This is a genomic window from Acinetobacter sp. YH01024 (assembly GCF_013420195.1).
In the GTDB taxonomy this organism is placed as follows: domain Bacteria; phylum Pseudomonadota; class Gammaproteobacteria; order Pseudomonadales; family Moraxellaceae; genus Acinetobacter; species Acinetobacter amyesii.
This window is the reverse complement of the sequence record NZ_VOYQ01000004.1, coordinates 98,602-119,133: the sequence shown is the minus strand read 5'-3', so window position 1 is coordinate 119,133 and position 20,532 is coordinate 98,602. Positions and strand designations below refer to the sequence as shown.

The 20,532-nt window shown below is 41.3% G+C and carries 17 protein-coding genes and 8 tRNA genes; 8 read left to right on the top strand and 17 right to left on the bottom strand.

The genetic code is table 11. The features are described from left to right. Positions 1–33: 33 nt before the first annotated feature. The 3 genes from FTT88_RS03610 (at position 34) to FTT88_RS03600 (ending at position 4,360) form a co-directional block, all read left to right on the top strand. On the top strand, positions 34–594 hold the full coding sequence (locus tag FTT88_RS03610; protein ID WP_180004995.1) for a YcxB family protein: 561 nt from the start codon (positions 34–36) through the stop codon (positions 592–594). A gap of 188 nt (positions 595–782) precedes the next feature. Beyond that, the gene (locus tag FTT88_RS03605; protein ID WP_180004994.1) at positions 783–3,485 is read left to right on the top strand and encodes a sulfite reductase flavoprotein subunit alpha; all 2,703 of its coding nucleotides are present in this window, start codon (positions 783–785) and stop codon (positions 3,483–3,485) included. A gap of 104 nt (positions 3,486–3,589) precedes the next feature. Continuing rightward, entirely contained in the window at positions 3,590–4,360 is a 771-nt protein-coding gene (locus FTT88_RS03600) for a YdcF family protein (RefSeq protein WP_180004993.1), read from the top strand. 53 nt (positions 4,361–4,413) lie between these two features. On the opposite strand, the gene FTT88_RS03595 is transcribed toward FTT88_RS03600, so the two are convergent. The 11 genes from FTT88_RS03595 to FTT88_RS03545 form a co-directional block, all read right to left on the bottom strand. Further along, positions 4,414–4,875 carry a DUF2750 domain-containing protein gene (locus FTT88_RS03595; RefSeq protein ID WP_078191441.1) on the bottom strand — a complete coding sequence of 154 codons (462 nt, stop codon included), beginning with the start codon at positions 4,873–4,875 and terminating at the stop codon, positions 4,414–4,416. A gap of 97 nt (positions 4,876–4,972) precedes the next feature. Beyond that, positions 4,973–5,048, bottom strand: a tRNA-Val gene (locus FTT88_RS03590). Between the two features lie 98 nt (positions 5,049–5,146). Continuing rightward, positions 5,147–5,223, bottom strand: a tRNA-Asp gene (locus FTT88_RS03585). 44 nt (positions 5,224–5,267) lie between these two features. Beyond that, positions 5,268–5,343 (bottom strand) — tRNA-Val (locus tag FTT88_RS03580). Positions 5,344–5,374: 31 nt separating this feature from the next. Further along, positions 5,375–5,451, bottom strand: a tRNA-Asp gene (locus FTT88_RS03575). 13 nt (positions 5,452–5,464) lie between these two features. Beyond that, positions 5,465–5,540 (bottom strand) — tRNA-Val (locus tag FTT88_RS03570). A 21-nt stretch (positions 5,541–5,561) separates the two neighbouring features. Further along, positions 5,562–5,638 (bottom strand) — tRNA-Asp (locus FTT88_RS03565). A 47-nt stretch (positions 5,639–5,685) separates the two neighbouring features. Next, a tRNA-Asp gene (locus FTT88_RS03560) sits at positions 5,686–5,762 on the bottom strand. Between the two features lie 29 nt (positions 5,763–5,791). Further along, positions 5,792–5,867: transfer RNA gene (locus FTT88_RS03555), tRNA-Val, on the bottom strand. 462 nt (positions 5,868–6,329) lie between these two features. Continuing rightward, positions 6,330–6,824 (bottom strand): cell wall-recycling L,D-carboxypeptidase ElsL, encoded by a 495-nt coding sequence (gene elsL / locus FTT88_RS03550; protein ID WP_180004992.1) that lies wholly within the window; start codon positions 6,822–6,824, stop codon positions 6,330–6,332. Next, positions 6,817–7,251 carry a YbaN family protein gene (locus FTT88_RS03545; RefSeq protein WP_180004991.1) on the bottom strand — a complete coding sequence of 145 codons (435 nt, stop codon included), beginning with the start codon at positions 7,249–7,251 and terminating at the stop codon, positions 6,817–6,819. Before FTT88_RS03545 ends, elsL begins: the two co-directional genes overlap by 8 nt. An 88-nt stretch (positions 7,252–7,339) precedes the next feature. Here FTT88_RS03545 and FTT88_RS03540 point away from each other — a divergent pair, with 88 nt between their 5' ends. The 3 genes from FTT88_RS03540 (at position 7,340) to dapE (ending at position 9,771) form a co-directional block, all read left to right on the top strand. Beyond that, positions 7,340–8,203: a DUF1853 family protein gene (locus FTT88_RS03540; protein ID WP_180004990.1), complete on the top strand. Its 864-nt coding sequence runs from the start codon at positions 7,340–7,342 to the stop codon at positions 8,201–8,203. Positions 8,204–8,366: 163 nt separating this feature from the next. Continuing rightward, positions 8,367–8,516 carry an entericidin A/B family lipoprotein gene (locus tag FTT88_RS03535; RefSeq protein ID WP_180004989.1) on the top strand — a complete coding sequence of 50 codons (150 nt, stop codon included), beginning with the start codon at positions 8,367–8,369 and terminating at the stop codon, positions 8,514–8,516. 121 nt (positions 8,517–8,637) lie between these two features. Further along, positions 8,638–9,771, top strand: a complete 1,134-nt coding sequence (gene dapE / locus FTT88_RS03530) for a succinyl-diaminopimelate desuccinylase (protein WP_180004988.1) — start codon at positions 8,638–8,640, stop codon at positions 9,769–9,771. 66 nt (positions 9,772–9,837) lie between these two features. Here the strand turns inward: dapE and FTT88_RS03525 are convergent, their stop codons facing one another. From FTT88_RS03525 to pilG, 6 genes are all read right to left on the bottom strand, one after another. Next, positions 9,838–10,305 (bottom strand): hypothetical protein, encoded by a 468-nt coding sequence (locus FTT88_RS03525; RefSeq protein ID WP_180004987.1) that lies wholly within the window; start codon positions 10,303–10,305, stop codon positions 9,838–9,840. A gap of 3 nt (positions 10,306–10,308) precedes the next feature. Continuing rightward, positions 10,309–14,823, bottom strand: coding sequence for an Hpt domain-containing protein (locus tag FTT88_RS03520; protein ID WP_180004986.1), 4,515 nt, complete (start codon positions 14,821–14,823; stop codon positions 10,309–10,311). Positions 14,824–14,985: 162 nt separating this feature from the next. Further along, entirely contained in the window at positions 14,986–17,061 is a 2,076-nt protein-coding gene (locus FTT88_RS03515; protein WP_180004985.1) for a methyl-accepting chemotaxis protein, read from the bottom strand. A gap of 44 nt (positions 17,062–17,105) precedes the next feature. After that, positions 17,106–17,642 carry a chemotaxis protein CheW gene (locus FTT88_RS03510; RefSeq protein ID WP_078191058.1) on the bottom strand — a complete coding sequence of 179 codons (537 nt, stop codon included), beginning with the start codon at positions 17,640–17,642 and terminating at the stop codon, positions 17,106–17,108. A gap of 6 nt (positions 17,643–17,648) precedes the next feature. Further along, positions 17,649–18,017, bottom strand: coding sequence for a response regulator (locus FTT88_RS03505; RefSeq protein ID WP_078191059.1), 369 nt, complete (start codon positions 18,015–18,017; stop codon positions 17,649–17,651). A 29-nt stretch (positions 18,018–18,046) separates the two neighbouring features. Then, entirely contained in the window at positions 18,047–18,430 is a 384-nt protein-coding gene (gene pilG, locus FTT88_RS03500) for a twitching motility response regulator PilG (RefSeq protein WP_078191060.1), read from the bottom strand. Between the two features lie 343 nt (positions 18,431–18,773). Here pilG and FTT88_RS03495 point away from each other — a divergent pair, with 343 nt between their 5' ends. Both FTT88_RS03495 and FTT88_RS03490 read left to right on the top strand, forming a co-directional pair. Continuing rightward, complete coding sequence (locus FTT88_RS03495) at positions 18,774–19,367, top strand: hypothetical protein (protein WP_373683064.1); 594 nt, start codon at positions 18,774–18,776, stop codon at positions 19,365–19,367. Between the two features lie 46 nt (positions 19,368–19,413). Continuing rightward, a complete protein-coding gene (locus tag FTT88_RS03490; RefSeq protein ID WP_180004983.1) occupies positions 19,414–20,517 on the top strand; it encodes an efflux RND transporter periplasmic adaptor subunit in 1,104 nt (367 codons plus the stop codon). Positions 20,518–20,532: the final 15 nt, after the last annotated feature.

The window sequence follows — 20,532 nt, the reverse complement described above, 5'->3', positions numbered from 1 at the left end:
ACTTTTTACAGTTTTAAATCTGTTACTTTCACTATGACCGCAAAAAATTTATACGCCTACACGCTAGAGCCAGTGGCTTATGAAATTTCTGAAGAAGAACAACGTTATGCTCAACTTGTTCTGTCTCGCAGTAACTTCAAAATTGGCAAAAAAGCATGGCTAATTATGGGTGCAATTCTTGCACTGGCACTCTTGGGCCTCATCTTTATTAAGAACTATTCAACAGTATTTTGCTGGGTAGCTATTGTCTGTGTCGTGATTTACTTCCTTGTGCGTAAATTCGGAATCGAATGGTATGCGAAACGCAAACTGAACGAAGTTCCTGTTCAAGAAATTAAAGGCATCCGTATGGGTGTTCAGCCGCATGGGATCTCTATGCAGCAACGTATGGGCGCAAACATGGGGACGATGACTGTCGGTTGGAAAGACATTCATGAATGGTATGACACCAAAGACTTCATCCTTTTGAACTTTAAAGTAAAGGGTCAAGACGGCGCATACATCTTGCCTAAACGTATGGATAGCAAGAAGTTTCCATTTTCGACCATTCGTAAACATTTAAATGAAACTGTAGGCCCTGCTAAACCAATTTAAGCCTAACAGACATTTGTTTATAAAAAGCCTCCTCTCTTTGGAGGTTTTTTTATGTGTTTAATTTTTGAATAATTATTGATAATTACAATAATGAGAATGAATATTACTTACTTTTTCCACATTCTCTACTACATCATCGTTTATAATTTGTCGCAATTCAGCAACCTTTTATCAATATTAAATTCATCATGTTTAAGAAAACCCTTTTCCAGATTCACTGGTTCTTGGGGATTAGTGCCGGCTTAATACTCTCGCTCATGGGGGTTACAGGTGCCATTTATTCCTATGAACAGCAAATACTTAAAGCAATCAATCAGGACAGTTATGTGGTTCAGGCTCAACAGCAGTCTAAACTAACCCCTGCTGAGCTTTATCAGCACTTTAGTCAGTCTGATCCTGACATGAAAATTAATAGCATCTCTATTGCCTCAGATGCTACCGCCTCAAGTACCGTGAATATTGTCAAAGAAGGTGCTCGTCGTGGCTATAACATGATGGTTAACCCCTATACAGCCGAAGTTTTACCTGAAATCAAAGGTCAAAAATTCTTCCAGTTTGTACAGCAGCTACACCGTAATTTAACTGTTGGCCCTGTTGGTAAACAAATTACCGGCGCATGTACACTGATGCTGATTTATTTTGTATTGAGTGGTTTATATCTGCGTTGGCCAAAGAGACATTCTGTTAAACAATGGCTTGCAGTTAAACCAAAGCTCAAAGGACGTAATTTCCTGTGGGATCTACATGCTGTCGTCGGCACATGGGTGATTATTTTCTATCTCATTTTGGCCTGTACAGGTTTGTATTGGTCTTATGACTGGTGGCGTAATGGCATGTTTAAAGTCATGGGCGTTGAACGTCCACAGCCCCAGTTACAAGAAGGTCAAAAAACCAATGGGCAACCTGCTGAACAAGCGGGTGCAAAGCAAAGCGGTGAAAAACCAGCCACTGAGGCAGAACAAACTCGTGGTGAACACCAAGCACGTTCTGAAAGAAACCCTGCAACGTCGAGTCCCTCTGAACACGGCGCTCAAGAAAATAAACATGGTGCTGAAGGTCGCGGAGAAAAACGTGGTCTAAAACCAGAACAAGTAAATATTGCTCTTACGCAAAGTTGGAATGGCTTTAATCAAAATATTGGTCGTGAATACTCAAGTGTCACTTTTAATATTCCGAAAAAAGCCAATGGTGAATTAGAAATTAACTTCGTCGATGCCGTCCCTCAACATGAGCGTGCTCGCAACAAAGCGACTTATAACTACCAAACGGCTGCACTCACCGATATCGAGTTATACGAAGATAAAAAGTTGAATGAAAAAATCATGACCAGCATGTTACCTGTGCATCGTGGTAGTTTCTTCGGACCGATTTATCAGTTCTTTGTGGTTATTGCATCCCTCATGATGCCGCTGTTCTTTGTCACAGGATGGATGCTCTATCTCAAACGTCGTAAACAGAAAAAACTCACACAGCAAGCTCGTCAAAGCTTAGCACCAGTTGCCATCGATCCCAATGCACAGCCTTGGTTAATTTGCTATGCATCACAAACAGGTCTGTCTGAACAATTGGCATGGCGTACAGCAACAAGCTTACAAGAGGCTCGTCAGCCTGTCACAGTGAAACCTGTTCAGCAACTTTCTGCTGATGACTTAACGCAAGCCTCTCAGGTTTTATTTGTTGCAAGTACTTATGGCACTGGCGAAGCACCTGACCTCGCTTCAAGCTTTGAACGTAAACTGATGACACAACGCCTCAATTTGAGTCATGTTCAGTTTGCCGTATTAGCTTTAGGTTCTGAAGAATATCCGGATACTTTCTGTAGTTTTGGTCATGCGATTAATCGCTGGATGCAAAGCAATGCTGCAAAGCCCCTGTTTGACACGATTGAAGTCAATAATGGCGATACCCAAGCCATTCAAGCATGGAATAGCGCTTTAGCCAAAGCGACTAAACTTGAACTTCAGCACATGCAAATTGAAAAAACTTTTGATGCATGGACATTGAGCAAACGTGATCTACTCAACCCGAACAGTTTAGGTGCACCTGCATTTAATATTGAGTTAAAACCGCAACATGAAGCCAACTGGCAAGCGGGTGATATTGCAGAGATTCAGCCGGGTAATAGTGCTGAACGTATTGCAAACTTCATGCAAAAGTATCAGATTCAAAGTCAGCAAGTGGTTGATTCTACTCAGCAACGCATTGAAGATGCATTATGGGATCGTAACCTAAATACGGATGTTGAACCATTTGCCAACCTTGATCATTTGCTCGAACAGCTTCCACCGCTTCCAACTCGTGAATACTCCATTGCCAGTATTCCAAGTCAGCAAGTATTACGCTTAGTGGTGCGTCAGCAATCGAATGCGGATGGTGAGCTCGGCTTAGGCTCTGGTTGGTTATCACAACATGCAGCGATCAACAGCACACTACAACTGCGTATTCGCACCAATGAATCATTCCATCTAATTGCAGATAATCGTCCTGTGATATGTATTGGTAACGGTACCGGTATTGCCGGTTTACTCAGCTTATTACATGCACGCGTTCGTCAGGACTATACGCAAAACTGGCTGATTTTTGGTGAGCGCCAACGCGCACATGATTTCTTTTATCAAGACATCATTGAAGCATGGCAAAACACGGGCTTAGTACAACGCATAGACCTCACCTTCTCTCGTGATCAAGCGGAGAAACGCTATGTGCATCATGAGCTACGTGACCAAGCGACCTTATTTAAATCATGGGTAGAACAAGGTGCCGTGATTTACGTTTGCGGTAGTATCAATGGTATGGCAACGGACGTTGACCACGCATTAATTGATATATTAGGTGAAGATGTCGTGGCTGAACTGCGCCAAGCTGGACGTTACCGCCGTGATGTTTACTAATAAGATGTTTACTAGTAAATAGCCCCAACTAAAAACCAGACCTCGTGTCTGGTTTTTTTCACGCTATACTTAGGCCAAATACGAATACTGCTTTAATTTTTTGCATGAAAAGAATACTACTGCTTTGTGTAGGCTTGCTGCTCTGCGTAGATGCCATTTGGTTACTTACATTAGATAAAATTCATTTAGGCATCCTTTTACCCTTAGTCATTGGGTGTATTTTTCTTTTATCTGGACTATTTGCAACGCAAATCCACAATATTTTAGATCAATCTCCCAAACTCGAAAGGCTCTGGCATGCTGCATGGTGGTTGTTTTGGCTTTGGCTATTGAGCCTTTTGCTGTTTTTTGCGTATTTACACTTCAATAGCCAGCAATCCAAGCCATTTACTTCCGTCCAAGCCATCATCGTTTTGGGTAGTGGTATTGAAAATGGTCAACCTTCTCCGACCTTAAAGGCGCGTCTCGATGCCGCAGCACCGTATGCCTTGCAACAGCCCAATGCCATCATGATCATGACGGGTGGTTTAGGCTTTAATGAAAAAATGACCGAATCTTCTGTCATGAAGCGCTATTTACTTCAACACTATGACATTTCAGCGGCACGTATATATGAAGAAAGCAGAAGTACCAGTACAGAACTCAATCTGATCAATAGTAAAATGATTTTAAAACGACATCAGATTTCGCTTGATGCCCCCATTGTGATTGCCAGTAGTGACTTTCATCTGCCACGTGCAAAAGCAATTGCACGAAAGTTAGGCTATACACAGGTGTATACCATTGCAGCGCCAACACCGCTGTACATCCGCTACAATTCTTGGCTACGTGAATATTTTGCCTTTTTGAGCGGTTTTGTACTCAATGAGTATTAAAAAAAGCCCTTGTTTGATCAGTAAACAAGGGCTTTTATGCTGTAAATAAACAATTAATTTAAACGAATGCTACGTGGCAAAGGAATTTTAAGGTTTTCAAATATTTCTGGGCGCTGCTGGTAGACTTGATATAAATAATTTTTAATATCTAACAGCATCTTTTCAGGTGCAACCAAAATATTTTGCCCTTCCGGGGTCAAATCTAAAGACACCGTAGTGCTCTCGCTACGTAAAAACGGAATGACTTTTTCAATAAAGTCTTTTAATGAAATTTCCTGAATTTCATAATTGGACCAATTGTCTTTAATTAATAAACGTGCCAAACCACGGTTTTGCCAAATAGCGAAGGAACGTTGACCTGTAGGTGTCGCACAAAGTGCCCAACCATCTTGATATAACGCAATCACGCCACCTTGAGCGACCATATTTTCAATAAATTGTTTATAGGTTTCTTGAGGATTGTAATTTGTAGTTTGAGTTTTAGACGCTGCCTTGCGCTGATATGGATTTCTCATAGATCACATACAATATTAAAATTATTATAGAGCGGATTCTATGTAAATCAGAAAATTTAGGCAAGCTTTTGGAGAAAGAAGTTTCTATAGAAGAATATGGTGGGCGCTGACGGGATCGAACCGCCGACATTCTGCTTGTAAGGCAGACGCTCTACCAACTGAGCTAAGCGCCCTGAGCGAAGAGTAACAAAGCGAAGCTTTGTCTGAGCGCAAGAGAAAAATCAAAGATTTTTCTAAAGGCATTCTCTTGAACAGAGATTTTTAAGATAAATGGCGCAGCGGACGGGACTCGAACCCGCGACCCCCGGCGTGACAGGCCGGTATTCTAACCAACTGAACTACCGCTGCATCACGTAGTTTCTTTCGAAACACAACCTATATCTTAAAAGATATGGTGGGCGCTGACGGGATCGAACCGCCGACATTCTGCTTGTAAGGCAGACGCTCTACCAACTGAGCTAAGCGCCCTTAAAGGGTACAACAATTATATTCTTTGAAATGGCGCAGCGGACGGGACTCGAACCCGCGACCCCCGGCGTGACAGGCCGGTATTCTAACCAACTGAACTACCGCTGCATCGCAAAAAATATGGTGGGCGCTGACGGGATCGAACCGCCGACATTCTGCTTGTAAGGCAGACGCTCTACCAACTGAGCTAAGCGCCCTCAAAAGGTCTATCATGTAAATGGCGCAGCGGACGGGACTCGAACCCGCGACCCCCGGCGTGACAGGCCGGTATTCTAACCAACTGAACTACCGCTGCACTTACACAATGTCGCTATTGTGGTTCAAACGAATTAAGATTTAAAGTGGCGCAGCGGACGGGACTCGAACCCGCGACCCCCGGCGTGACAGGCCGGTATTCTAACCAACTGAACTACCGCTGCACTCTAAATATCTTAACACTGAAAAGGCTTGGTGGGCGCTGACGGGATCGAACCGCCGACATTCTGCTTGTAAGGCAGACGCTCTACCAACTGAGCTAAGCGCCCTTTTCAAAACATGTTCATCGTTTGATGAGGTGCATTATAGAGAATCCTCACGGTCTGTCAAACGCTTTTCTAACTCTTTTCCACTTTTTCTGTTTGAGTGATTAAAAAATAAGTTATATTGCGGGAAAATCAGTATTTTTGAACATTTTTTAGCTATAAACCTGTAAATTTATTACTAAAAATATGACTTATATTCTGCATCATTCACATAAAAAACAGTTTTTCGCGTGGACTCATAACTAATCATTCAGCGAACCGACGATTAATTCATCACATACACTACATTCTAAAACACCACAGTGTACAAAATACATTCAAACACGATTTTCTGTTAGTTTGCGAGCATTAGTCCTGACAAAAGTCCTGACAAAAAAACGCCTTTCAAACTCACTTTAATTTTTCAAATCTTTGTTTTGATGCCATGAACTTCGGTTTTCATGGCTTGTACTTTTAACGACGTGTTCAATGTTCAGTGATGTAAACCAGCGCATTTAATGGAATCAATTGATAAAGTTCTACAACATCGCTGTTTCGCATGCGAATACAACCATGTGACATCGGTATCCCCATAGGCTCGCGATCTGGTGTGCCATGGATATAAATATAGCGTTGATAAGTATCACAGCCCTCACCTGCATTAAAGCCCGGTTCCAAACCACTTAGCCATAATATTCGAGATAAAATCCAATCCCGATCAGGATATGATGCGGCAAGTTGCTCATCGTAAACCTCTCCTGTCCATTGACGCGCTTTAAAAACTGCATTTTGAGGTTGTTGTCCACCAAACTTTTCAGCGACCTTATGCCAGCCACGTGGCGTCTTGCCACTATTTTCCTGTTCACCAATGCCATTTTTACCCGATGAAATGAGGTAAAACTTATTCAGTTTCGGCAAAGTTAAAGTTTGATCTTTCAAGTTAATCAGGATATCTGCTTGATCTTGGGTATATTCAGACATGCTCTTGCTCTTTCTGCTTATCTTTATCTTGTGGTTGTGTCTGCGGCGATGTTTCAATAGTCCTAATCTTATTTGGCTCTGGTCGTGTCCATAACCAAATGCCAACAATCAACATGGTTAAGTCAGTGAAAATCTTGACGGCAATCGGTGCTGATGTAAAAAGCATAATCAGACCACTCACAAACATCATGATCGATGCAAACCATTTTGCTTTGCGTGGGACTGTGCCATTTTCGCGCCAAGCGCGTAAGGTTGGCCCATATTTAGGATGATTCAACAACCAAGCATCCATTTGAGGCCAACCTTTTGAAGCCGCCCATGCCGCTAATATTAAGAAGACTGTCGTGGGCATTCCCGGCAATAAAGCCCCTATAAAGCCTAAAATGACAAAGACAACCACTAAGCTTCGCCAAAACAACGTCTTCATACCGCTACCCTGAACTTTCAATTCAGGTAGTATAAGATGTTTTTAACAATTATCCGTTGTTATTCTACATTATTCAAAAGGTTTCAATATGGCTGTAGCCCCGACAACGTCGTCTTATTTTGAGCCATGGTTGCAATTTAAACAGTCCTTAGTTCGCCAATTGGCTTTCTGTATTGCTAGCCCAAATATTCTGCAGCAAATTCCCAATGAACTCGAAATCCGCTATCCCTTTCATTTTCATCCAAACGAGCTTTGGCATAAATATTTTGAAGCCTACCTTCCCCGTTTAAAACAACTCGAACAACACCCAAGTGAATTAGTAGAATTTTTACAAAAATTAAAAAGTACTCGCCTTGGTTTACGTTTCGAAATGTTTATATGGTTTTGGCTTCTCGATCACCCATACCATCCCTACCAGTTACTCGGACATAGCATTCAAAAAATTGACGGCCCTCGTACAGTAGGTGAACTCGACTTTGTTTTAAAAAATACTGAAAGTGGTGAAGTTGAACATTGGGAAGTGGCTTTAAAATACTATCTAGCAGAGCGCGATTTTCAATTACCCTATTGGTATGGCTTAAATCGTAGTGATACTTTGGCTCGAAAGCTTAATCATTTTACCCAAAAACAATTCCAATTTGATGAAGCACTTGGGCAGCAGATTCAACAACGCTATTGCGTTTTAAAGGGCCAATTATATTTACCTATTCAGCGTACCAGCACATTGCCAAACTGGGTCAATCCTGCGCGTAGAATAGGTCAATGGGGACACGCTATTCCATCCACAAGTCAAGGCTATTATCGCTTACAACGACATGAATGGATCTGCGTGCAGCAGCAACCCACAAGTGAAACCGCTCATTGGTGGACAGATGGCCTGTATAAAAAAAGCAGTGATGAAAGCTATTATATGTATAGACAACCACGCTTGGTTTTACCGCAAATCACTTAAAATAACGGAAGACGAAATTTGTAGTTTAGTAGAAATTACATTAATTTACTTAATCACCATAAAAACCACCTACTGTTTAATACGGCCATTTTTTAATCTAAATCTCACATCAGAATAATTTATTCCTCTAAAAATTATTCTTTCATAATGGAGAATACAGTCAATGAAAAAAATTCTAGCTGCATCACTTATGGTCGCTTTTATACTGACAGGTTGTAATACAGTAAAGGGTATGGGTCAAGACGTATCTAAAGCTGGAGATGCGGTAACCAATACTGCAGAGAAAACTTCAGAAGAAATTCGCCGCAATTAATTTATTTCCCAAGATTTTATAAAAGAGCCCTATTTTTTTAATAGGGTTTTTTACGTCTAAATTTCCCTTCGCTTGTTGATTCGCCTATTATATTGCGACATTTTTGACTTCTGTATTTAGCATGACCTCAACAGCAACTCTTGATCTCAGCCTAGAACTACTTCGCCAACCGTCGGTGACACCGATTGACCATACCTGCCAGAACATTATGGCGGATCGTTTAGCCAAAATTGGCTTTAACATTGAAAATATGCGTTTTGATGATGTAGATAATCTTTGGGCACGTAAAGGGACTGAAGCACCAGTATTTTGCTTTGCAGGTCATACGGATGTAGTACCTACGGGTAACTTGGATGCATGGGGTTCTGACCCATTTCTTCCTGAAATTCGCGACGGTAAACTGTATGGTCGTGGCAGCGCAGATATGAAAACCGCGTTGGCAGCTATGGTTGTTGCTTCAGAACGTTTTGTTGCAAAGCATCCAAATCATAAAGGTTCGATTGCCTTTCTCATTACCTCTGACGAAGAGGGTCCTTCGATCAACGGGACTGTCAAAGTTGTTGAAACTTTAGAAGCGCGTAATGAAAAAATGACTTGGTGTTTGGTGGGTGAACCATCTAGCACCAACACACTTGGCGATATTGTTAAAAATGGTCGTCGTGGTTCGCTAAATGCCAATTTAACGGTTAAGGGTAAACAAGGGCACGTTGCTTACCCACATCTAGCGGTCAATCCAATCCATACAGCATCAAAGGCACTGGCTGAACTTTGCGATACCGTGTGGGATAATGGCAACGAATACTTCCCCGCAACATCTTTTCAAATTTCCAATATCAATGCCGGTACAGGAGCAACCAACGTTGTTCCGGGCACGATGAATTTACTCTTTAACTTCCGCTATTCAACAGAAGTGACGGCGGACGAACTCAAAGCACGCACCTTGGAAATTCTAGATCGTCATGGCGTTGAATATGACATCTCTTGGACCTTATCTGGTCTTCCATTCCTCACCCCTGTCGGTGAGTTAGTGAATGCCGCACGTGATGCCATTCGTGATGTTACAGGGACAGAAACTGAACTTTCGACCAGTGGTGGTACTTCTGATGGTCGATTCATTGCGCCTACAGGTGCACAGGTGCTTGAATTGGGTGTTTTGAATGCCACGATTCACCAAATCAATGAACACGTCAATGTGGAAGAGTTGGAGCCACTTTCTGAAATTTACGAAAAGATTTTAGAAAACCTGTTGGCTTAAGTATTCTCTGCAATATAAAAAAGGAACTCCATTGAGTTCCTTTTTTATATCTCGTTTTTGCAAATATTAAGCCGCTTGAAGCCCAATGCTATTTTGAATATTGGCTAAATTTGGAATATGAAATACCTGATCGGCCATGCGTACATATTGGAAAATATTGGCGTCTTTCACGGCTTTTTCTTCATCAACCACTTCAGAAATACGCAAACGAATGGTTTTCGGCATCTCATTACACATCAGTGCAAAACGCTGTCCAACATCATCCCCTTCAATGACCAAAGCCACACCCTGATTTTTTGCAGGATCATTGACTGAGAAAACAGGCAATTTCAATTCATGCCATTCAACAAAAGGAACATTGGTTGCACTATCAAGCGCTGATAGCACAATATTTTGTGGCAACAACATTGGCTCTTTACCATGACAGTCAATGATATACGCATCGATAAAACCGGTAGAAACCGTAATGAGATGTTGCAGTTCCTGCTGATCAATTTTATCGCTGACAACCTGAGAAACAGTATTTTGGCTCATAGATTACCCCTGCTTTTCTGCAATTAAAGCTTCAATATTGGCAAGCAATTCAGCTTCTTGGAATGGTTTACCCATATAGTGAGTCACACCTAAGCTAAATGCACGCTCACGATGTTTTTCACCTGTACGCGATGTAATCATAATGATTGGCAAGTCACGGTGAATGTCGTGGTGACGAACTAAGTTTGTCACTTCGAAACCATCCATACGTGGCATTTCAATATCAAGTAGCATCAAGTCTGGACGGACATTTTCAAGCTGTTCAATTGCATCCACACCATCTTTCGCTGTCACGATGTCATAACCTTGACGTTCAAGTAAGCGTGAAGTCACCTTACGTACTGTCACCGAGTCATCGACAATCATCACTAAACGACGCGCATTGGCTTGACGGCCCAAATCACGCTGTTCAGCTGAATGTTTAACACGCTGCGAAGTTTGAATCTGACGTGCAATATTTTGTCCATCCAAAATCAAACATACATGACCATCACCCAGAATCGTAGCACCTGCAATCGCGGCCACACTGGTAAATTGTTGACCAATTGGTTTCACCACGATTTGAGAACGTGATCCCACCAGCTGATCGACCAATAAAGCAATGGTTTGACCACTGTTGCCTTTTATTAGCAATACAGGCAATGAATGGCCGACATTATTTAAACGTGGAATTGGCTGATTACCCACAAACTCTGATAGATAACGTAGTTTGTAATTGGTGCTGTCAATTTTAAACACGTCATCCTTACTATTGAAGTAAGTTTCGAGTGCCGTAGGTGCAATACGGACAATACGTTCAATTTGCGCTAATGAAATCGCATATTGCTGATCGCCCGCTTTCACCATCAAGGCATCGCTGACCGCTACTGTGGTTGGTACACGAATGGTAAAGGTCGTCCCTTTACCTAACTCAGACTCAACGGAAACATGACCACCCAAGGCTTTAATTTCACTTTGCACCACATCCAGACCAACACCACGACCCGAAATTTGCGTTACCGATTGTGCCGTTGAGAAACCTGGATGGAAGATCAATTGCAAGATTTCTTGTTTATCGAGGAACTGATCCGCTTTGATTAAACCAAGTTTTAAGGCTTTGTCTTTAATTTTGGTTTCATCAATCCCTTTACCATCATCACTGAAAGACACCAGTACATCAGTACCCTGACGACTAATGTTCAAGACGATGCTACCTACTTCTGGCTTTTTTAAAGCCAAACGGTCAGCAGTATCTTCTAAACCATGGTCGACCGCATTACGCAGCATATGTTCAAATGGTGTCACCAAACGCTCTAAGATCGTACGGTCCAATTCACCTTCTGTATTTTGAACAATCAATTCTGCAGGACGGTTCAAGGTCGAAGAGGTTTGACGCACAATACGTTGTAAACGTGGTAACAAACGATCAAATGGCACCAAACGGGTACGCATCAGACTTTCTTGAATTTCTGACTGAATACGTGATTGTTGTAATAACAGACCTTCCGCATCACGGATTTTTTCTGCCAAAGTACTCTTGAAGTCAACCAAATCCGACGCAGATTCGGCTAGAGATTTTGACAATTGGTTAATCGATGAATATTGGTCCATCTCCAATGGGTCGAAATCCGCATAGCGTGAATTTTCAGAACCATGTTTGGCAATAATTTGTGACTCAAGCTCACCATCCATTCGACGTAACTGGTCAGCAAGTCGCTTAATTGCTAACTCCATTTCATTCAAGGTATTGCCTAGCTGACCTAAGTCCATCTCAATACGTGAACGGTTAATCGAGTTTTCGCCTGATAAGTCAATCATCTTCTCGACGAGATCAGCCGAGATACGAATCATCTCATTACTGTTATCAGAAGAATTCGCTTCTGACCATTCACCCAACATAGATGGCGGTTCAACACCATCACCTTGAATAAATTCAAAGCCTTTGCTGACAATACCTTGTTCTAATTCTGCAACACGGTTTGGCAATTGAACTGTAACATCCACATATTGAATGGACTCTAAGCTCAATTTAATGCTGTCAAAATTACTATAGTCATGGTTGAAGATCGCTTCTTTTAACCATGCTAAGGTTGTTTTGAGTAAGCCGTCATACGCATTTGAGTTGAAATGATGAACAGCGAAATGCTCAAATGTCGTTTCTAGTTGATACGCAATTGCGGCAACAGGTTCATTTTCAACCATACGCGCTCCACCCTTAATACTGTGGGCAGCACGTTGTAATTGAAGCAATACGTTACGGTCACTTCGTTGCTCAGTCCATTGATTTAATAATTGAACGGCTTGTTCAAGAATTTCCTCAGACTCTTCAAGGAAGGTTTCTTCCATGACCGAACGTAGATCATCATCTGGATGCTCAACATGTTCAGCAACCGCATGTTCAAGATGTTCAACAGCGGACTCAGTGTGAGCAGTCGTTTGAGCTTCAACCACTGCTTCTGCAGTGTCTTCAACAACATTCATCGGCTCTGACACCGATACATCTGGTTCTACTGCTGCTTGTTCAGTTTCAGCTAAAATAGGAGCCGAAGCCAATGCAACAGGTTCTGAATGTTCTCCTGCCACAATTGACTGAATATTCCTTAGAATATCGATCACATTATTCGCTGGGTAGTCGATCCCTTGGTCACGAATGGTTTGAATACGATCTGAAATATCATCCTGCACCAAGCGAATAATTTGAATTAACGCAGGAGTAATCGAAATTTGCTGACGAATAATGCGCTCATAAATCGACTCCAATTCATGCGAAATTAAACCCACATGAGACGCGGCAATCATATTTGCACCACCTTTTAGGGTATGCAAATAACGCATTAAATTATTCAAAGCTGAAGTATTGGTCTGATCACGTGTCCAAGTACTGAGGTCTTGGTCAATCCCCACCAATAATTCTTCTGCCTCTTCAATAAAGATCCCTAAAAGATCTTCATCAAAGTCATTATTCGCATCCGCCGCTTGCATCTGTTGATGATCAAGTTGGATACGCTGACTTAATTGTGCAAAGTCTACTGCTGTTGTATTTGGAACAGCGGCTTTATCTTCTGCAGTGGCAACAGGTTCGGCAACGATATTGGCTTCTTGTGTAGTCGTTGCTGCAACTGCTTCAATGTCTTGTTGAACAAATGCAGCTAGCTCATTTAAGAAACGCTGAACCTCTTCACTTAACACCACACGCTGACCCGCAGCTAAGGTGTCAAATAAGTGAATGAATTCTTGATGTGCTTGCGCAAATAACTCATAGCCATAATCAGCATGGAGTAATTCAGGCTTTTCAATTAAAGACTGATACGCTGCACGCAGTTGAGTTGTGAAATCATGGATTCCAACAGACGCACGATTATCCGTATGTTCAATCAACTCTAAAGCTTGCTGACTGAGCTGTTGAATATAGTCTGGGAATTCAGCAAGGGCACGTTTATCAAACTCAAATTCAGCATCTAATAACTGATCAATATTTAATTCGATTAGTTTAGAAACCAAACCTTGCGGATTATCTTCAGGCGCCAATTGATCTTGGCTTGCAAAACCATAATCATCCCAAGCGGCTTTAAAGGTTTCATAAATAGACGCAAGATTTGCCTTATATCCTGAACGCAGCACGTGTAAATAATCACGAACAAATTCAGCATATTGAATCAATAAAGCAGTTTCTTTCGAGCTCGATACGATTTCGTCTTGTAATAAGGTTTTGAATAAGTTTTCAACTTTTGAACTGGCTTCAAAAATCTCTTCGATTTGCGCCATTGATGAACTACCACGCAAGGTGTGTAGCGCGCGAATCAAGCCATTATAGTCTTGTGATTTACTGTCATCAGATTGGAGGAACTGATCAATCGTTTGTAGATGTTCTTCAGCTTCTTCAATAAAAATGCTCACTGTCTCTTCGACCAGTGACGCATCTGCATCCACTTGCTCAAGAACAGGTTCTGATTCAACGACCACATCAATCGTGCTTTCAAGCACTTCTACAGGTGACGTAGCTTCAACATCAGTCAGTTCTAAACCAGTGACATCATCTTCAGATTTTAATTGATCTGCCAGTTTTAATAATTCTTCGAGTGCAGGCTCAAGGCTGATATTTTGTTGTAATTGTTGCCCCATTAAAACCAATGGACGTAAGTCAACATCCAATTCGGCAACATTTTTAAACCGTGGATAGAGCTTATATTGATAAACATTTAAAACTGTTTGTGCAAACTTTTGAACGGTCGGCGTTAACTGTACCGAACCCGCAATAACACGGTTCAGCGTATCTTCAACTGCCCATGCAGATTCACCCGCCGATTTTGCCCCGACCATACGACCCGAACCTTTCAGGGTATGGAAATGACGACGAATCGTCGTTAAAGTGTCTTTATCTTGTGGATTTTCCAACCAAGTTGTAAATAAACCCGCTAGTTCTTCAAAGATTTCTTCTATTTCTTCAACAAAAATCTCTAAAATTTCTGCATCTTGATCAAGATAACTATCTTCAGGAAGCGTAGTTGTTTCAACTAAATTTTTTAATATTTCTTTCATAGCTAAGGCTTCTTATGTTTTGCCACCAAGAAGGTTGCTCAAACTTAATTGTAACCATCACCTAAGACTTAACTGTGACGTTAAGTTCACCTTATCGATGTGTTATCTGTAATCGGTGCAGTACCCTAACCGTAGCTAAGGTACTGCAGGTTTGCGCCTGACTTACTCTGGGAGTTTAAAGTCAGATACAGATTCACGTAATGATTCAGCCATGTTCGCCAATTCAGATACCGAACGTGCAGTATCAAATGTTGCACTGGTGGTTTGCGAGGTAATTTCTTGTACAACGTTCATCGTTGTCGCAATATGACCTGCTGAAGCAGACTGAAGTTTTGCAGCATCCGAAATGTTTGCAATCAGTTTCGCCAAGTTACCCGATACAGACTGAATTTCATCCAGTGCTACGCCGGCATCCTTAGACAAGTTCGCACCACGTACAACTTCCGAAGTCGTTTGTTCCATTGAAATTACGGCTTCGTTAGTATCCGTTTGAATAGTTTTTACCAAGCCTTCAATCTGCTTGGTTGCAGACGCTGAACGTTCCGCAAGACGCTGTACCTCATCCGCTACCACGGCGAAACCACGACCTGCCTCACCTGCCATCGATGCCTGAATTGCTGCGTTTAATGCCAAGATGTTCGTTTGGTCGGCAATATCGTTAATCAATGCGACAATGTTACCAATCTCTTGAGAAGACTCACCCAAACGTTTAATACGTTTTGAAGTTTCCTGAATCTGTTCACGAATCGTGTCCATACCTTCAATTGAACGGTTTACAACATCTGCACCGTTTGCAGCAATTTGTACTGAACGTTCTGCTACGACAGCTGATTCTTCAGCGTTCGAAGATACTTGGTCAATCGACATTGCCATTTCGTTAATCGCGGCAGATGCACCAGCAATCTCTTGCGCCTGATGCTCAGATGCTTCTGCAAGCTGGTTGGTAATACCCTGCGTATTCGCCGTATATTGTGCAACTTCTTGAGAAGTTTCTGTAATACGCGATACAAGGTCACGTAATTGGTCGATTGCGAAGTTAATCGAGTCGGCAATCGCACCGGTAAAGTCTTCAGATACCGTCGCATACGAACGCAAGTCACCGTCTGCAAGATCGGCAATTTCATCGAGTAAACGTAAAATCGCGTTCTGGTTACGGTCATATTCTTCTTGAAGACGGGTTACACGGAATTTATCAGATTGACCACGTAAAGAAAGAAGTTTGAATACACAGATCAAGAAGGCTGTTAATGCAAGAATCAACAGTACCGCAGGTAAAATGGTTTTCAGACCAGTGTTAGAAGACAATTGATTTAAATTACCCAACAAATTGTCTGACTCAGCAAAAATTTGTGAAGATGCTTTACGTACGTTCACAATTTGTGTTGAGTTTTTCAAAATCGTCGCTGAAGCTGATTTTAATACGTCGTCATATTCGGCTTTAATACCTTCAAGTGATTCACGTAATTCAGGGCTTTCAATACGCTGTACACCGAGCTCTGCACTACCGTCCAATTGAGCATTTAAGTACAAACCGAAGGTTTCCGTATCGGCACTGAAGTCATCCGCAGACTCACGTGAGCTATCAGAACCTGAAAGCACCGAACTGATCGAACGTAAAATACGTTCCGCAATGAATACTTGGTTTTTCGCAATAACCACCTGGTTCGAAGGCATGTCTTGACGCGCCATTTGATCGACCATCAGGTTATATTCCGCCTGAATCCCCGGAATGGTTTCACCAATCGCGATGTTCGTGTCATATAACTTGTTAATGATTTTTTGTTGCGAAGTAATCAAGTCAATACTTTTTGAAACTTCAGCCCACTGCGTATCTACAGATTTCAGCGCATCGGTATTCGCATGAATATCTTTTACTGTTTCTAAGTTTTCTTTGAACGAATCTTGAGAGGCAATTAATTTTTTCATTGCATCTTCAGTACCTGAAGCAGTTGCCTCAGTTGCTTGACGCGAAATTGTTTGCGAAAGAAGACGGAGTTCACCCAAACTTTGCGTTAATTGGTTACCGCGAGGAACGCTATAGAATAGGTATAATAAAATGATCGTTGCCAGTACTAATGAGCCAATCGCACCATAAATAAATGGTTTGGATTTTTCACTATCACCAAAAACTCGAGATAATTGATCTGTCTGTGATTGCAGTTTTGCCAGAAAAGCATTACCGCCTTTACGACCACTGGTGCTTTCACCCGTATTTTTCTTTTTAAGTTTAAAGCCCATTCAGCTTCTCCCCGATTACGCCTTCTTTCGTTCGTGCGCGACAATTAATTTATAAATTTTATAGATGCGTTCATGTATTTTGGATTTTGCAGTAAACGACTGAAGAGAAATACATTCCACTGCTGGTTATGCTGGTGGAAATACCCCTGACAATATTCCTGTAAATTTCGATCCAACTCATTATGTTTAGAAAAATAACTTTTCTTATTAAAGTGTTGAATACCCAAAACTTGATCGACTACCAAACCGACATAATGGTCATTATGACTAATACATAAAACTTTTTGAGTGGGTGAAAAACTACTTCGATGACCGGTTATATATTGTGCTAGGTCAGACAAAGAAAGTAAGCGTCCCCGAATATTGGCTAGTCCCATCACCCAAGGTTGGGTATTGGGAACTGGCGTATATTTTGGTGGGTAGATCACTTCAGCTACTTCACCTAAAGGAGCAACGTAATATTGCCCCATCATCTCAAAAGCAATGCCTGACCATCGGTTTACTTCATTTTCAGTGGAAACATAATTTTTGTTTCCTCGTTTTGCGATTCGAAGTAATTCGATAAATCCATTTGCTGCCATAGAGCTTTATCCTGCATTGAGGTGTTGCTTAATCACATCAATTAATTGTTTTTCGTCTACAGGTTTAGTTAGATAATCAGAAGCACCTTGGCGTTTACCCCAAACACGGTCAGTTGCCTGATCTTTGGTACTTACAATGACAATCGGAATATGTTTGGTGGTCGCACCACGTGCAATTTGACGTGTTGCTTGGAAACCATTCACACCCGGCATTACCACATCCATTAAGACCAAGTCTGGTAACTCAGCTTGAGCCATTGTCACCCCATCTGCCCCATTTGAAGCTTCAATCACTTCAAATCCGTGTTTACCTAAAATTTCTTTAAAACGGAAAGTTTCTGTTGGTGAATCATCAACGATTAGGATACGTGCCATGCTTTTTCCCCCAAAAATAAAAAATCTAATTAAGCTGTAACGTGATTACGGATTGCATTCAGCAATTCATCTTTACTGAATGGCTTCGTTAAGTATTCATCCGAACCCACAACACGACCCTTCGCCTGATCAAATAAACCGTCTTTACTTGAAAGCATAATCACAGGAATATTTTGATAATTTTGAGAGTTTTTAATCAGGGCACAAGTTTGATAGCCATCAAGACGTGGCATCATAATATCGACAAATACGATATCTGGATTCGCATCTGCAATTTTTGAAAGTGCTTCAAAACCATCTACAGCAGTGACTACTTCACATCCTTCACGCTGAAGCAGCGTTTCGGCCGTACGACGAATGGTTTTTGAATCATCAATTACCATGACTTTTAGATTTTGGAATTTATCGTCCATTTATTGACCCTACCCATTGAGGATGTACAAACAATTAAGTTAGCAGCATTATTATTTACAAGTTGTGAACATTTTTAACATATCTTTACTTGCGTTTTCAATGAACATTTTCTGCGCAAACACACAAGATTTCTTGTTTTTATTAACTGCTTCACACTTTCCGATGACCAACGATTTTTTTTTAACTTGGAATAGTATTTAATTGTCTTAATTAAGCATATTATAGCAAGATTATTACTTTAAAATAAGTAATTTAGTCAACTTTAAACTGGGGAGTACAAGGTTGAGTCCGTTTACAAAAAAAATTCACTTGATTGGCCTTAAACATTTCTCAAAAAAAGTCATTCTGACGACTTGTTTACTGGCTTATACCCCGCTTTTATTTGCTGCACCAACCAATACGCAGCAACCACAAAAGGCGACTTGGTATCGTTACTATGACAGTAAAGGCATAGCAAACATCAGTACCAATGTGACACCAAATCACATCCGCTATGGTTATGAAGCACTTGATCAAAATATGCAAGTGATTAAACGTAACCGCCCCTACAATGCTGAAGCTGATGTTAGACAAGCTCCTCAGCGTGCTGCTCAAGCACGTCAGCAAGCATCAGATATCAAACTTAAAAAAGCCTATACAAATAGCCGAACTGCGGCCATTAAAAAGCGTGATGCACTGACGGGTATACGTAAACAGATCGTGTTTGAACAAGAACAATTAAAACAATTACAAAATGATCGTGTATTATTTGTTCGCCAAGAACGTGAACATTTTCGAAAAGGTGAAACCGTTCCGGCAAAATTAAAAACAATGTTGGATAATAATCAAAAAAATATGGTAGCGAAAAAAGAATACATTCAATCGTTACAAACTCGCTATCGAAATACAGAAGCTGAATACGACAGAATTATTACGCGTTTAAAAGCGATGGAATAAACTTGTTATTCAATTGCTTTTGTAGACCGCTGATATAAGGACCATTATGCAATCTGCACAGCAATCATCCCCTTTTTTAAAGCTTAGCCTGCTTTGCATAAGCCTGACTTTGGCTGCATGTCAAAAAGAAGATCCGCAGCAAAGTGTAAAACCAGAAAATAAGATTGAATTGATTCAACAAGATCTGGTGACGATCGAACAAGGCAACGCCATTTCAAAAACAGCCTTTACAGGCACCATTCGGGCAGTCAATCAGAGCAGTATTCAAGCCCAAGTCACTGCGACTGCAACCAATGTTAATGCAGAGGTCGGACAACGTGTCAGCAAAGGCCAAGTGTTGGTGCATTTAAATAATCAAGACAATGCCGCACGTCTTGCTCAATCACAAGCAAACCTTGCATCAACGCAAGCTCAAGCCAATCAAGCCAAACTGATGATGGAGCGCAAACAGCGTTTGCTGAATCAAGGCTTTATTTCCAAAGTAGAGTTTGAACAAAGTCGTGTCGATTACCAAGCTCAACTGGAAAATGTTCGCGCCCAACAAGCCAATGTCGATATTGCACGTAAAGCCAATCAAGACGGCACCATTTATAGCCCTATCCAAGGCGTGATTACCAAACGTGATGTTGAACCGGGACAAACGGTTGCTGCGGGACAAACCCTTTTTGAAATCGTCAATCCAGACCAATTGGAAATTCAAGCCAAATTACCAAGTGATCAGCAAGCTGCACTGAAAATTGGACAAAAAATTGAATATAACATCCAAGGCAATAGCAATTTACTCACTGCACAAATCAGTCGGATTTCACCGATTGCTGATCAAGCAAGTCGCCAAATTGAATTTTTTGCAGCCCCAAATGAAACCATTACATCATTAAGTATTGGTGCTTTTGTCGAAGGCCACATCTTAGGCACGGATAATATTTCAGGCCAAAAAATTCCACTCGACACCATTCAAAGTCTAAAAGATAAACCTTACGTCTGGGTCATTCGTCAAAATAAAATTGCCAAAGTACCTGTACAAATTTTGAATCAGAGTTATAGCAATAACACCGCGATTGTTCAGGGCTTACAAAATAGTGATCTGATCAGCCGAATTAAATTTAATGATTCAGATATCAAACAAGATGTAAGTATCAGCCAAAATTAAAAGAATAAGGCAGGA

Bases quoted from the DNA above. Each gene is read 5' to 3' on its own strand.
- FTT88_RS03610 (WP_180004995.1), top strand. From the start codon at position 34: ATGACCGCAAAAAATTTATACGCCTACACGCTAGAGCCAGTGGCTTAT.
- FTT88_RS03605 (WP_180004994.1), top strand. From the start codon at position 783: ATGTTTAAGAAAACCCTTTTCCAGATTCACTGGTTCTTGGGGATTAGT.
- FTT88_RS03600 (WP_180004993.1), top strand. From the start codon at position 3,590: ATGAAAAGAATACTACTGCTTTGTGTAGGCTTGCTGCTCTGCGTAGAT.
- FTT88_RS03595 (WP_078191441.1), bottom strand. From the start codon at position 4,875: ATGAGAAATCCATATCAGCGCAAGGCAGCGTCTAAAACTCAAACTACA.
- elsL (WP_180004992.1), bottom strand. From the start codon at position 6,824: ATGTCTGAATATACCCAAGATCAAGCAGATATCCTGATTAACTTGAAA.
- FTT88_RS03545 (WP_180004991.1), bottom strand. From the start codon at position 7,251: ATGAAGACGTTGTTTTGGCGAAGCTTAGTGGTTGTCTTTGTCATTTTA.
- FTT88_RS03540 (WP_180004990.1), top strand. From the start codon at position 7,340: ATGGCTGTAGCCCCGACAACGTCGTCTTATTTTGAGCCATGGTTGCAA.
- FTT88_RS03535 (WP_180004989.1), top strand. From the start codon at position 8,367: ATGAAAAAAATTCTAGCTGCATCACTTATGGTCGCTTTTATACTGACA.
- dapE (WP_180004988.1), top strand. From the start codon at position 8,638: ATGACCTCAACAGCAACTCTTGATCTCAGCCTAGAACTACTTCGCCAA.
- FTT88_RS03525 (WP_180004987.1), bottom strand. From the start codon at position 10,305: ATGAGCCAAAATACTGTTTCTCAGGTTGTCAGCGATAAAATTGATCAG.
- FTT88_RS03520 (WP_180004986.1), bottom strand. From the start codon at position 14,823: ATGAAAGAAATATTAAAAAATTTAGTTGAAACAACTACGCTTCCTGAA.
- FTT88_RS03515 (WP_180004985.1), bottom strand. From the start codon at position 17,061: ATGGGCTTTAAACTTAAAAAGAAAAATACGGGTGAAAGCACCAGTGGT.
- FTT88_RS03510 (WP_078191058.1), bottom strand. From the start codon at position 17,642: ATGGCAGCAAATGGATTTATCGAATTACTTCGAATCGCAAAACGAGGA.
- FTT88_RS03505 (WP_078191059.1), bottom strand. From the start codon at position 18,017: ATGGCACGTATCCTAATCGTTGATGATTCACCAACAGAAACTTTCCGT.
- pilG (WP_078191060.1), bottom strand. From the start codon at position 18,430: ATGGACGATAAATTCCAAAATCTAAAAGTCATGGTAATTGATGATTCA.
- FTT88_RS03490 (WP_180004983.1), top strand. From the start codon at position 19,414: ATGCAATCTGCACAGCAATCATCCCCTTTTTTAAAGCTTAGCCTGCTT.